Source organism: Bacillaceae bacterium S4-13-56, assembly GCA_040191315.1.
In the GTDB taxonomy this organism is placed as follows: Bacteria; Bacillota; Bacilli; order Bacillales; family JAWJLM01; genus JAWJLM01.
Window position 1 is genome coordinate 1 of record JAWJLM010000086.1, and the last position, 13,048, is coordinate 13,048.

Annotated in this window: 16 protein-coding genes and 1 riboswitch; of the genes, 15 read left to right on the top strand and 1 reads right to left on the bottom strand. The window is 38.9% G+C overall.

What is annotated here, in order from left to right; genetic code table 11:
* The first annotated feature begins 38 nt into the window (after window positions 1-38).
* The 15 genes from RZN25_16070 to RZN25_16140 all read left to right on the top strand — a co-directional run bounded on the left by RZN25_16070 (window position 39) and on the right by RZN25_16140 (window position 12,245).
* A complete protein-coding gene (locus RZN25_16070; GenBank protein MEQ6378330.1) occupies window positions 39-521 on the top strand; it encodes a DUF4825 domain-containing protein in 483 nt (160 codons plus the stop codon).
* A 341-nt stretch (window positions 522-862) separates the two neighbouring features.
* The gene (locus RZN25_16075; protein MEQ6378331.1) at window positions 863-1,384 is read left to right on the top strand and encodes a plasmid pRiA4b ORF-3 family protein; all 522 of its coding nucleotides are present in this window, start codon (window positions 863-865) and stop codon (window positions 1,382-1,384) included.
* 171 nt (window positions 1,385-1,555) lie between these two features.
* Window positions 1,556-1,647: riboswitch (cyclic di-GMP riboswitch) on the top strand.
* Window positions 1,648-1,667: 20 nt separating this feature from the next.
* Window positions 1,668-1,799, top strand: coding sequence for an anti-repressor SinI family protein (locus tag RZN25_16080; GenBank protein MEQ6378332.1), 132 nt, complete (start codon window positions 1,668-1,670; stop codon window positions 1,797-1,799).
* A gap of 105 nt (window positions 1,800-1,904) precedes the next feature.
* Window positions 1,905-2,240: a helix-turn-helix domain-containing protein gene (locus RZN25_16085; protein ID MEQ6378333.1), complete on the top strand. Its 336-nt coding sequence runs from the start codon at window positions 1,905-1,907 to the stop codon at window positions 2,238-2,240.
* Between the two features lie 160 nt (window positions 2,241-2,400).
* Entirely contained in the window at window positions 2,401-2,592 is a 192-nt protein-coding gene (locus RZN25_16090) for a hypothetical protein (GenBank protein ID MEQ6378334.1), read from the top strand.
* A gap of 396 nt (window positions 2,593-2,988) precedes the next feature.
* Window positions 2,989-4,500: an anthranilate synthase component I gene (trpE, locus tag RZN25_16095; GenBank protein MEQ6378335.1), complete on the top strand. Its 1,512-nt coding sequence runs from the start codon at window positions 2,989-2,991 to the stop codon at window positions 4,498-4,500.
* Window positions 4,497-5,516, top strand: a complete 1,020-nt coding sequence (trpD, locus tag RZN25_16100; GenBank protein ID MEQ6378336.1) for an anthranilate phosphoribosyltransferase — start codon at window positions 4,497-4,499, stop codon at window positions 5,514-5,516. The genes trpE and trpD overlap by 4 nt, the downstream gene beginning before the upstream one ends.
* Window positions 5,509-6,285: an indole-3-glycerol phosphate synthase TrpC gene (trpC, locus tag RZN25_16105; GenBank protein MEQ6378337.1), complete on the top strand. Its 777-nt coding sequence runs from the start codon at window positions 5,509-5,511 to the stop codon at window positions 6,283-6,285. The genes trpD and trpC overlap by 8 nt, the downstream gene beginning before the upstream one ends.
* Window positions 6,266-6,928, top strand: coding sequence for a phosphoribosylanthranilate isomerase (locus RZN25_16110; protein MEQ6378338.1), 663 nt, complete (start codon window positions 6,266-6,268; stop codon window positions 6,926-6,928). The genes trpC and RZN25_16110 overlap by 20 nt, the downstream gene beginning before the upstream one ends.
* A complete protein-coding gene (gene trpB / locus RZN25_16115; protein MEQ6378339.1) occupies window positions 6,903-8,096 on the top strand; it encodes a tryptophan synthase subunit beta in 1,194 nt (397 codons plus the stop codon). The genes RZN25_16110 and trpB overlap by 26 nt, the downstream gene beginning before the upstream one ends.
* A gap of 2 nt (window positions 8,097-8,098) precedes the next feature.
* Complete coding sequence (gene trpA / locus RZN25_16120; GenBank protein ID MEQ6378340.1) at window positions 8,099-8,905, top strand: tryptophan synthase subunit alpha; 807 nt, start codon at window positions 8,099-8,101, stop codon at window positions 8,903-8,905.
* Between the two features lie 33 nt (window positions 8,906-8,938).
* Window positions 8,939-9,532 carry an aminodeoxychorismate/anthranilate synthase component II gene (locus tag RZN25_16125; GenBank protein MEQ6378341.1) on the top strand — a complete coding sequence of 198 codons (594 nt, stop codon included), beginning with the start codon at window positions 8,939-8,941 and terminating at the stop codon, window positions 9,530-9,532.
* A gap of 620 nt (window positions 9,533-10,152) precedes the next feature.
* Window positions 10,153-11,388: an FAD/NAD(P)-binding oxidoreductase gene (locus RZN25_16130; GenBank protein ID MEQ6378342.1), complete on the top strand. Its 1,236-nt coding sequence runs from the start codon at window positions 10,153-10,155 to the stop codon at window positions 11,386-11,388.
* A 48-nt stretch (window positions 11,389-11,436) separates the two neighbouring features.
* Window positions 11,437-11,751, top strand: a complete 315-nt coding sequence (locus tag RZN25_16135; protein ID MEQ6378343.1) for a TusE/DsrC/DsvC family sulfur relay protein — start codon at window positions 11,437-11,439, stop codon at window positions 11,749-11,751.
* Between the two features lie 20 nt (window positions 11,752-11,771).
* The gene (locus RZN25_16140) at window positions 11,772-12,245 is read left to right on the top strand and encodes a DsrE/DsrF/DrsH-like family protein (GenBank protein ID MEQ6378344.1); all 474 of its coding nucleotides are present in this window, start codon (window positions 11,772-11,774) and stop codon (window positions 12,243-12,245) included.
* A 191-nt stretch (window positions 12,246-12,436) separates the two neighbouring features.
* Here the strand turns inward: RZN25_16140 and RZN25_16145 are convergent, their stop codons facing one another.
* Complete coding sequence (locus RZN25_16145; protein MEQ6378345.1) at window positions 12,437-12,577, bottom strand: hypothetical protein; 141 nt, start codon at window positions 12,575-12,577, stop codon at window positions 12,437-12,439.
* Window positions 12,578-13,048 lie beyond the last annotated feature (471 nt).

Here is a 13,048-nt window from a genome sequence, read left to right on the forward strand (position 1 = left end):
AAGAAATCCTCTAAAGGTCGAAAGGGTATTGACTTTTTATGCTTTATTTAAAGCTTTTACCTTGGCTCCACTTCTTTATTACTCAGCAGGAACCTGCTACACATGACTTAAACAGCATTCTCGAATATAAAAATAAATATATGGGGAACGCTTCAAATGTTTCAAACCTTTTTCAGCATCTTCCACTGAGCAATGTCGGAATGAACTTTGAATTGCATCCAGAAAACTTAGAAATTGAAGTAAATTATAAAGATACAGTTTGGAATATCGGAGAAGAAAAGGTAAAAAGCTCTCTTCTTTATAATTCAACAGCTGCTTTTGCACTGATAGACAACTTAAAAATTATAGATTACAATTTCTCTGGAGCGTCATACCAAGTAAAAAGTGCAGATGTTGAATCGTTGTATTCGGATTTCAATAACATACTGGAAAAAGAAAATTGGTCAAATTATGTACAGAGTAAAATGAATGATCTTCAATATGTAGAAGATACTTTTCTAGGAGTTATTAAACCTAAATAATCAAAATTAATCATTTGTTCTCTTAATCTTAAATATTTAATTATAGGGTTAACATTTAGTGGTTGATGCAAAGTCGATATGTTCCCCCATACCTCGAAGGGAAAAATGCCGTGGATATGTTTCCGAGAACAGACGGTTCGAAAGACATCAATCCTATCCTCACGAGTCAGGTGGAAAGCGTTACTTTATTAAAAAGCATTGTCTAGTTAAACAATGGAGTGCCACGCACCTTCAGCAAGGTGGAGGTAGTTCAATATGGTTGCACAAGTATAGAAAAATTTAAATAGCTAATATTTCCGAATTTTTCTTTTTTGTGGTAGGGTAAAAGGGAGAAGTTGAGAATGGAGGTAGCCAACATGATCTACGAATTTAAAATAGTACTCATTGATGAAAAACCTCCTGTATGGAGGACCGTTCAAATTCCTTCTAGTTACAACTTTAATCAGTTACATAAAGTCATTCAATTATCAATGAATTGGTATGATATCCATATGCATTCCTTTTTGTTTAAAAAGAATACACATGACTTATATTCTTGGCAACAGATTGGAAATAAGAACAAAAATGATGACCTATTCCAAGTGGATTTCCACGAAAAGGATGAAGTGATAGCCGACTGGTTCAAAGAAGTGGATGATCGGTGCATTTACATTTACGACTTTGGGGACGATTGGCGTCATGAATTAATTCTCCAGAGGAAACTTGAACCTGAAGACGGCGTTGAATATCCTAGATGTATGGAAGGCCAATATACTTCACCTGGAGAAGATAGTCGAGCTGATTGGAAAGGTCCTCAAGAAGTAGATGAGAAGCAATTAATACAGGAAATTAATGATCATTTAAGAGTACTACAAAAGGAGTAGGCAAGCTGTTTAGTGCAGGTTGCCTTTTGCTTATGATTAGGGCGTTTGTCGGAAAAATGACACTCAAAATTCTGATATTCGACAAAAAAAAGTAAAATATACGCCCGCTTTTTCCGTAAAGTAACATAATTTTCGTTCCGTATATAGTAGATTAGATATAGAAAAGATTCCTTCAGATAAAGGCAAACTGGTCGAAAGGCTAGGTCGCAAAGCTACAGATCTAAGGCGAGGGAGAAAAGCGCTACGATGGCTGGGTTACCTGTAAAGGGTTTGGGGGAACAGAATGCAAGAAACTAGAAATGATGTTGATCAAGAGTGGGTTGCTTTAATGAATGAAGCAAAAAAATTGGGGATTTCGAAAGAGGAGGTTCGATATTTTATTGAGATGAATAATCTTAATAAAAAGCCCTCTTAATCGTAACACTTTCTAGTTAACTCAGTTCTATATACATAAAGTATATACAGAAAATAAAGATAGAACTGTGGTATAATATTGCTAGAAAGGACAGGTGTCGGTCGCATGGTGGGAGAACGCATTCAAACTCTTAGAAAAAAACAAGAAATGACATTATCTGAGCTAGCAGAACGAGCAGGTGTAGCAAAATCCTACTTAAGCTCTATCGAGCGGAGTGTTCAAAAAAATCCATCCATACAGTTTTTAGAAAAAATATCAAAAGTACTTGGCGTTTCGATGGAAAGCCTGTTACAAGACGAAAATGCGGGTAACAATCAAGAAGAAAAAATAGATGAAGATTGGTTACAGTTGGCTAAAGATGCAATGGATTCGGGAATATCAAAAGAGCAATTTAGAGAGTTTTTAGAATTCAATAAATGGAGAAAACACCAGAACTCGTGAAGCTCATATAATATGAGCTTTTTTCTTTTGGGAAAAGCCACTGCTCAATGAACTTCCATCCTCCCTCACAAAATTACATTTAAAATGGGCCAAAAACGTTTCAGAGTACTACCTCAACACATATTCTGAAATAAGAAAATAGAGTGAGGGGGGTTATGGCATGCCAAGAAAACCTTTATCATCAAATGTTTCCTTTCAACAGTCAAAGCCAAGAAGAAATCAAAATGTTTTTTATTATTTCAAAAGAGATGAGTTCGCCAACAATTTACACATGGTTGATTATTCGGCACGTCAAGCTATGAAAGTCTATAGCCAGGTTGCTCCTTATCTAAGTAAATTTTTGGGGCGTTAAAGAAAAGCAAAAGGATCTAGTGCTTAATCCAAAAGCTCGCTGGTATAGAAGCGAGCTTTTCGGCCTTCTTCAGTTGACTTTTTTTCTGTTCCTGTATAAAATGACTAACAAGCTAAGTATTGTTTGAAAATTAATACTATCAGAATTTTTGATTCGTTAGTTGCTAGTTTGAGATCAGATAGGGCTTTCATTAGCAGAGAGTAACAACAAGTTTTTTAGAAGAGTTGAGAATGAGGTAGAAGAGTTGAGGTTTAGGATGAGTTTAGCCGGAGCTGAGTGAGTATAGGGACTGCAGGGAGAGCCTGTGAGGTTGCTTATACCTAGTTTGTTATATTTTTCATCCACAAATATTTCCTCAATTTCTCATTCTCCATAATCCTATGGAGAGGTGAGCTTATGACTACGCAAGATCAGTTTTTACAAGATGCGAAAATGCATCTCACTATTCCTGTATTCCATTCTTTTTTCACTGACACATTATCACCCATTCATATGTTTCATGCATTAAAGGAAGAAGCCTTGTATATGCTAGAAAGCCAAGACCCTGAATCTCCATGGTCTAATTTCTCATTCATTGGTTTGGATCCGATGCTTGAGATTGAACAAGTGGATCAACAATTTTTCATTAGGGATTTGCAACAAGGAAAAACATTTGAAGCGGCAACCCTTCAAGGAGCTTTTGAAGAGGTGGCTAGTTACCTTCAAGTAAAAGATCCTCCTATTTCTGTTCCTTTTCGAGGCGGGGCTGTAGGCTATCTAGCGTACGATGCAATTTCAGATGTAGAACCTATTGACAGAGCCATCCAAGATAATATATCCATTTCTAATTATCATTTTCTTTTTTGCCAGACCTTAATTGCTTATGAACACAAAACAAAGGAAACAACGATCTTGCACTTTTCTCGTTTAAATCAAGGGGCGGAATCTATCACCAAACGTTATGAACAGGCAAAGAGAAGGATTCAAGACATTCAGGAGAAGCTTCTAGAAAATAGCTTTATTCAAGATGTTATGGTGTCAAATGACTTGGTTATTCCGGAGCATAAGAATATTCGAAGCAATTACTCTCATGAACGTTTTATGGACGATGTTGAAAAAATAAAAGAATATATCCGAGCGGGGGACATTTTCCAAGCGGTTCTCTCCCAACGATTTGAAACGGAGACGGAACTAGAAGGTCTTCAGCTTTATCGCATTTTACGTAAGGTGAATCCTTCACCCTATATGTTCTATTTAAAGTTTGGTGAATTAGAAGTGATAGGGAGTTCACCAGAAAGAATGATGCAGGTTCAAAACCGTCATCTTGAAATTCACCCCATCGCTGGAACAAGAAAAAGAGGGCATTCTTCTGAGGAAGATGATGCTTTAGCGGAGGATCTGATTCGGGATGAGAAAGAGCAGGCAGAACACCGGATGCTAGTGGACTTAGCAAGAAATGATATTGGTCGAGTTGCGGAGTATGGTTCTGTAGCTGTCCCAGAATATATGATGATCGGTAAATTTGCCAAGGTCATGCACATCATCAGTAAGGTTACTGGGACTCTACGCGAGGATGTCCATCCTGTAGAAGCCTTATTAGCAAGCTTTCCGGCTGGTACCTTATCAGGTGCTCCTAAAGTAAGAGCTATGCAAATTTTACGTGAGCTTGAACCAACTCCTCGCCATTTATATGGCGGAGGAATTATATATTTAGGATTTGATGGTGCGATCGATTCGTGTATCGCGATTCGAACGATGACCTTATACAAAGGGAAGGTATATTTTCAAGCAGGTGCCGGAATTGTAGCAGATTCTGATCCGCAGCTTGAATATGAAGAGACCTTAAATAAGTCACTCGCACTAAAAAGAACGATTGAGTTAGCTGAGCATGTTTTTGAGTTGAGACGAGAAGGAGTGGAGAAGCAATGAGTGAATTTTTAACTAAAGTGGTGGAAGGGCAGCATTTAAGTGAGGAAGAGGCTTTTGAAGCAATGAATCGAATCATGCAAGGAGAAGTCCCTACAGGCCATTTAATGAGTTTTCTTAGTGTTTTACGTTTTCGTGGAGAAACGGTAGAAGAGTTAACGGGTTTTGCACGTGCTATGCGAAGCAATATGAGAAAAGTCGACCTTGGAGAATCCGTCATCGATACCTGTGGTACTGGCGGGGATGGAAGTTCCACTTTTAATATTTCAACTGCTGTTTCTGTCGTTCTTGCGAGCATGGGGGCGAAAGTAGCAAAGCATGGGAATCGGAAAGTTTCCTCAGCAAGTGGTAGTGCTGATGTGTTAGAGGCACTTGGTTTACCTGTATTCGCAGCGGAAAATAAAGAAAAAGAAATGATGGAGGACATCGGATTAACCTTTTTGTTTGCTCCTAACTATCATCAAGCCATGAAACATGCTGTCACAGCTAGGAAAGAACTTGGGTTTAGAACGGTGTTTAATTTGTTAGGGCCACTGTCCAATCCTGCTCAAGCAAAGAGACAGTTGATTGGGCTATATGATACAAGTATCGCGGAAAAGATAGCTGAAACACTTAAGTCACTTGGTTCAGAACATGTTTTATTAGTGACTGGCCGTGATGGATTAGATGAAATATCCATTACAGGATCAACTGATATTGTTGAACTCAAAAGTGGGGAGATTCATAGATTTGTTCTTTCCCCAGAAGAAGTCGGCCTTCCAGTGGGCCAATTAAAAGACATTCAAATTCATCATCCAGATGAAAGTGCGGAACTCATTAAAGATATTTTTTATGGGCGTGCCAATGAAAGCTCTACTAATATAGTTGTACTAAATGCAGCAGCTGGATTATATATTGCAGGACTAGTTGAGGATATCAAGGTGGGTGTAATTAGAGTTCAACAGGCACTAAAAAGAGGAGATGTTGCTCGCTATTTTGAGGGAATTTCTGATTTGAAGGAGAAAAATCAATATGCTTGATAAAATTCTGGCAACAAAACGGGAGGAGATTCCTAGAATAACCTTGGAAGAGCCGATGGATATTCCGAGATTTTCCTTATATGAATCTCTTAAGAATACAAGTAATATTGCAGCCCTCATTGCTGAGGTAAAAAAAGCCTCTCCGTCGAAAGGCTTGATACGTGAGGATTTTGACCCTGTAAGTATAGCGAAGGATTATGAGAGTTCAGGAGCAAGTGCTATTTCGGTGCTGACCGATCAAGTTTATTTTCAAGGTAAAAAACAATATCTGCAAGATGTTAAACGGGCCGTAAAGCTGCCTGTATTGAGAAAGGATTTTATCATCGTAACTCTTCAGATAGAAGAAAGTTTTCGGATTGGAGCGGATGCCATACTACTCATCGGAGAAGTATTGGAACCTAAACAACTTCATGAATTTTATGAAAAAGCCTATGAGCTAGGAATGGAAGTTTTAGTAGAGGTTCATTCAGAGGACACACTTGGAGGGATTTTGCAGGAATTTACACCCAAAATAATTGGGATCAATAATCGAAATCTAAAAACCTTTGAAACAAGTTTAAAACAAACTCAAAAGATTGCGCCTCTTATTCCCGAAGAGAGTTTGCTTGTATCAGAAAGTGGAATTTTTCTATTTGAAGAGGTTGAGAGGGTTGTCTCTTATGGGGCACAAGGAATTCTAGTAGGGGAAGCTTTAATGAGGCAACAGGATATAAAGCAGGCAGTCCATGATTTACTGGGAGGCGGTCAACATGTCAGGAACAATCGTTAAGCTTTGTGGAAACAAGTCTAAGGAAGATCTTACTCATAGTGCGCAATCTAGTGCCACTCATCTAGGCTTTATTTTTGTTCCAGGAACAAAAAGGTATGTGGATGCTACAAGTTTGAAGAAATGGATCAGAGAAATTCAGCCAAATCAAAAGATAGTAGGGGTATTTGTAGAGCCCCCATTAAACTTTATCGACTATGTTTTGCAACATGTCCCATTAGATGTGATTCAGCTTCATGGTAATGAAACGGTTCCCTATATTTTAAATGTAAAAGAAACCTTTCAGCTTCCTGTTTGGAAAGCGATTCATCATGGGAAAGAGGGATTATCTTATATGCGTCTCTTTTCAGGGGTTGTGGATGGGTATGTTGTTGATTCAAAGGTAAAGGGGGCCTACGGAGGGACAGGAGTAATCTTTGATTGGGAAGCCATTCCGGACTACAAAAAAGAAGCCGAACAACAAGGGGTTTCTTGTCTTATGGCTGGTGGAATTCATCCCGCTAATGTTCGCGACATTCTCGCCTATCAACCCGAGGGGATTGACCTTTCTTCTGGAATAGAAACAGACGGTCTAAAAGATCCAGTAAAAATCGAGGCACTAATGAGAGAGGTGGAGCAATATGACACAAGTATTTCCAGATGCTAGAGGCAGATATGGCGATTTCGGTGGAAAATATGTTCCGGAAACATTAATGGGACCTTTACAAGAGTTGGAGGATGCTTTGGATGAAGTAATGGCAGATCCCAAATTTTTAGCAGAGTATCATCATATTTTAGAAGAATATGCTGGACGTCCAACTGCTTTAACGTTTGCTGATGCATTAACAGAGTATTTAGGTGGAGCTAAGATTTATTTGAAAAGAGAGGACCTTAATCATACGGGCGCTCACAAATTAAATAATGCCATTGGGCAGGCACTTCTTGCCAAACGTATGGGGAAAAAGAAAATCATTGCCGAAACAGGTGCGGGTCAGCACGGGGTAGCTTCTGCAACAGTGGCGGCCAAGTTTGGACTCGAATGTAAGGTGTTCATGGGAGAGGAAGATATTCGTCGTCAGGAGCTTAATGTTTTTCGTATGAAAATGCTAGGGGCAGAAGTCATCCCGGTAACGAGTGGAAATGGTACGCTTAAGGATGCCACAAACGAAGCGATTCGCTATTGGGTTGCCAATTGTGAAGATCACTTTTACCTGATTGGGTCAGTGGTTGGCCCACATCCTTATCCCAAAATGGTGCGTAATTTTCAAAGGGTGATTGGAGATGAAACCAAGGCTCAATTTTTAAAAGTAGAGCCAAAGTATCCTGATAGGATTTATGCTTGTGTTGGAGGTGGAAGTAATGCAATTGGCATGTTCTATCCTTTCCTAGAAGAGGATGTAGAGCTTATTGGAATTGAAGCGGCTGGAAAAGGAGTCGACACAGCCGAGCATGCTGCTACTTTGACCAAAGGCAATCGTGGGGTGATCCACGGTTCTTTAACGTTTTTGCTTCAAGATGAACATGGACAAATTACGGAGCCCTATTCCATTTCTGCTGGATTAGATTATCCTGGCATTGGTCCGGAGCATGCGTATCTTTATGATAGTGGAAGGGTTCGGTATGAAAGTGTGACGGATCAAGAAGCATTAGATGCTTTGAAATTATTGACGGTAACAGAGGGGATTATTCCGGCAATTGAAAGTGCCCATGCCTGTGCTCAAGCTTTTAAAGAAGCAAAGCAACTTAGTGCGGATCAGACCATAGTGATTAATGTCTCCGGTCGAGGAGATAAGGATATGTCAACACTTATGGATTATTTTCAGGAGGAGGTATAGACATGCTCACGACAACGTCATTTCAAGGGAAATTGAAGAAAACGAAGGACTTGTTTATTCCTTTCATAGTTGCAGGTGACCCTACTCCTGAACTTACCATTGAATTGGCCGTGAAGTTGCAGGAAGCAGGAGCGGATATTTTAGAACTTGGGATACCATATTCTGATCCTTTAGCCGATGGACCAACCATACAACGAGCAGCCAAACGAGCACTAAGTCAGGGGATGAGCTTGATTCGTGCGATTCAGCTTGTTCCACAAATGAGAGCGCGTGGGGTTGACATCCCGGTTGTCATATTTACTTACTATAATCCGGTATTACAGTTGGGTGAGGAGAGGCTCATGGAACTGTTAAAGGAGAACGGTGCAGAGGGGTTGCTTATTCCAGATCTGCCTCATGAGGAAAGTGCATCTATTCGTGACTTAGCTTCTCGAGAAGGAATTGAATTTATCTCTCTAGTTGCTCCAAATTCTGATGCTCGGATCGAAAAAATAGCCAAGGATGCAAGTGGATTTTTGTATTGTGTTTCCACCCTTGGGGTTACAGGTGAGCGTAACAAAATGTCTTCTGAAGTGGTTGGTTTTATAACTAAGGTGAAGCAGCATAGCCGAGTCCCGGTTGCTGTTGGATTTGGAATTTCAACGAATGAGCACGTTCAATGGATCAGAGGGCATGCAGATGGCGTAATTATTGGAAGTCGAATCATTACCTTACTTGAATCAGAGTTAGAAGATTTGAGTTTGGGAGAGACGGAGCAAATGGCTGCTCTCGAACGGTTTTATGAGAAGGTGAAAGAGTTAGTTAGATAGTAGATATAGTTTAGTTGAGAGGAGTTGAGCTGAGTGATTTATATGATTGATCATTATGATTCTTTTACCTACAATCTGGTTCAGTATTTGGGCCAGCTTGGGGAAACGATTAAAGTCGTGCGTAATGATAAGGTGAGTCTGGAGGAAATTGAGGAGCTACGACCAGATATTATTTTTCTTTCTCCTGGTCCGTGCTCACCTGACGAAACACCGATCACTTTACAGGTGATTCATAGATTTAAAGGTGAAATTCCTATCTTTGGGGTATGTTTAGGACACCAAGCAATTGCTCAAAGTTTCGGAGGAAAAGTTGTACGTGCCTTGAAATTAATGCATGGGAAATCCTCTTTCATTCATCATGATGGAACAGGAATTTATGAGGGTTTACCCTCTCCCATGGAAGCGATGCGCTATCATTCCTTGTTAGTCGACATGGAGTCCCTTCCTGATTGTTTTGAAATCACATCCGTCACTGTCGAAGGAGAGATTATGGGAATTCGACATAAGGAGTATCTAATAGAAGGAGTTCAATTCCATCCAGAATCCATAGGAACATTGGAAGGCATGGAATTAATGCAAAACATGTTACAAATCTATAGAAAGAATGTTGTAGAAAGCAGAGGGTAAATTTAAACCTCTGCTTTTTTTGTACTATCAGCTATTTATAACTTTGGTTGGTTGATAGTACAAAAAAAAATTAAACTTTTGGTATTAAGACTTGGCGATAAGCCAAGGTTTTCTAATACTTTTATTCTTCATAAGGTAAATGAAGCCCAAAACCATGGGCCTGAGCCAGAGTTATGTTCTTCATAAGGTAAATGAAGCCCAAAACCGAGGACCTGAGCCAGAGTTATGTTCTTCATAAGGTGAATGAAGCCCAAAACCATGGGCCTGAGCCAGAGTTATGTTCTTCATAAGGTAAATGAAGCCCAAAACCATGGACCTGAGCCAGAGTTATGTTCTTCATAAGGTGAATGAAGCCCAAAACCATGGGCCTGAGCCAGAGTTATGTTCTTCATAAGGTGAATGAAGCCCAAAACCGTGGACCTAAGCCAGAGTTATGTTCTTCATAAGGTGAATGACCTATTCCTCTAAATACGCGCAAAATCATATTATGATTTTCAACTGTCAGAGCCCAACTCTTGAAAGTGTTCACGAATTTGTAAAACATTTCACAATATAGTTATACCGGTATATGTATAATCATTGTATGATAAAGATAAGAAAAACAACGAGGAGGGAAAAAGATGAAAAACGTACTCATTCTAGGTGCGGGGACAGCGGGAACAATAATGGCGAATCAGTTACACAAAAAGCTCAATCGGAAAGAGTGGAACATTACAATCGTCGATCAAGATGAAAAACACTATTATCAACCAGGATTTTTGTTTATTCCATTTGACATCTATTCGGAGAAGGATGTTGTGAAGGAGAAGAAAAATTATCTCCCTAAGGATGTTGAGTATATTCAATCTGGAATTAAACTCATAAAGCCTGAAATCAATAGTGTTGTTCTTGAGAACGAAGAGAACCTTTCCTATGATCTTTTGATTATTGCAACGGGTAGCCATATTGCTCCTGATGAAATTGAGGGATTGGAGGATGGTTGGAGAGACACCATCTTTGATTTTTACACCTTTGAAGGTTCTGTGGCATTAAGAAACAAGTTGCGGGATTGGAAGGGTGGAAAATTAGCTGTTCATATTGCAGAGATGCCAATCAAATGTCCGGTAGCCCCATTAGAGTTCATCTTTTTATCCGATTGGTATTTTAAGGAGAAAAGAAAGATTCGTAAAGATGTAGAGATAATTTATATCACCCCATTAGATAGTGCTTTTACCAAACCAAAGAGTGCAAAGGTCCTAGGTGGATTGATTGAACAAAAAAATATCAAAATGGTTACCAATTTTAATGTGAGCCATGTAGATGCTGATTCTAAACAGGTTGTATCTTTAGATGGTAGGTCTGTAGATTATGATTTGCTTGTCACCATCCCAACTAATATGGGCAGTGAGGTGATTGAAAGATCCGATATGGGGGACGAATTAAACTTTGTTCCAACTGATAAGAACACGTTGCAGTCAAAGGGTTATGAGAATGTATTTGTCATCGGAGATGCTTCTGATATTCCTGCTTCGAAAGCAGGATCTGTTGCCCATTTTGCAGCGGAATTTTTGACCGAAAACATTTTAAACTATATTGCTGGGAAGCCACTTAATGCGAAGTTTGATGGGCATGCGAACTGCTATATTGAATCCGGTTATAATAAAGCGTTTTTAATTGATTTTAACTATGACCATGAACCAGTGACTGGTTCCTTTCCGTTACCTAAGGTTGGCCCATTTTCCTTATTAAAAGAAACCAAAATAAATCACATGGGCAAAATGGCGTTTAGGCATATTTATTGGAACTTGCTTTTGAAAGGTATACCAATACCAACCGTACCACCCCATATGAAAACGAGTGGGAAAAATTTTGATTAAGTAATAAAGCTTAAATATAAAATTTTTTCTAAAAAGGAGTCGAAAAGCATGGAAAAGACATTGGCAGGCCAAACAGTAAACGTAACAGAGGAGGGCTATTTAACAGACAAATCGCAATGGAATAAAGAGATTGCTGTTGAAATAGCCAAGGAAGTAGGGATTGAAGAGTTAACAAGTAGGCACTGGGAAGTTATAGAATTTCTTCAGAAGGATTACGAGGAAACAGGAAAAATTCCTACCATTCGCCGTGTGAAGAAAGTGGGAGAAATATCTACCAAGGATTTATACGAGTTATTTCCAGAAGGTCCATTAATGAAGGCATCTAAGATTGCAGGATTAAGTAAACCAGCTAGCTGCGTATAATCGCGAAGGAGGTTATAAGGATGTCAGGAGAAGAAAAAATCAAGAAGGTTTCGATTATTTTTTCAAAAGGATCGCTAGAAGCTATCTATCCAGGATTGATTATGGCTAACGGTGCTCGAATGCAAGGGATTGAAGTAAATCTCTTCTTCACCTTCTTTGGAATGGAAGCGATCACAAAGAAGAAGATGGATAAAGTAAAAGTAGCCACTGTTGGAAATCCGGCTATGGGAATTCCAACCCTCATTGGTGGCCTACCAGGAATGTCAGCCTTTGCTACGAATAAGATGAAAAAACAAATGGATGAACTCGATATCCCGCCGATTCCTGAATTTATCGAAATGATTAACGATGCAGGCGGTACAATCTATGCTTGCTTGGCTACTGTAGAAATGTTTAAGCTATCTCGAGAGGATTTCTGTGATGAGCTCGAGGATATCATTACGGTGGGGGACTTTTATGATCTATCAGCAGGTGGTCAGATTATTTTCACGTAATAAAAGGTAAATCTTCACATGATTAATGAATAAAAATAAAAAAATTAGATTCACGTGGACTCGCATTTTAGTTCACGTGTTTTTTATTGGGTAGTTTTTTTCCTAGACATGAAAAAATGGGAGTATCTTGTCAGTTTAGATTTTACAAGATACCCCCACTATAATCGTTCTAAAATAGGCTCGTGCTCCTTTTATTTTTTTGTTTTCTTTCGGGAAAATACATTTAAATTTCTTTTTGCTTTCGTTGATTTTTTCACGTGGTTTAGGGAGCCGGTTTGCTCAAGGTAATCCTTTTCCATCAACTCTCTTGCTTTCGTAAATAAAATGGTCATCGTATGCCCCTCCTTTGAAGTTAGTAATTATAAGAAAAATGTAGAAAACGAACGATAATTAATGATATTCATAGATTTTTAAATGGATTTAGTTGTTTTTCATGTATTATCGCTTGTGAATCCATTTTAAAGCACAAAAACTAGTTTTGCAAAGATATTTTCGAGTATTTTATTTGTAATTTATGGTAAAACTCAGGAGAATTCAAGGTAAAAAAGGAATGAGTGATTTGCCCCGGTTTTTAGCTTTATTTATCCCGCATTTACGGGCAACTAACAATGAAGCAAGCTTCACCAACAAGGATGAAAAATTTAATGTTTTATTTTCATGGCAGTTTATCCTCCACCTCAAGCCTTTAGTGAAACGAAAAGAGTAGGTGGGGGATAAACACCCCGTAAATGTCCGATTGATTCAAGGGCCTTTAGGTCATACCCATGGGTCCTAACATTCACTGTGGGCCAACTAATTGAAGT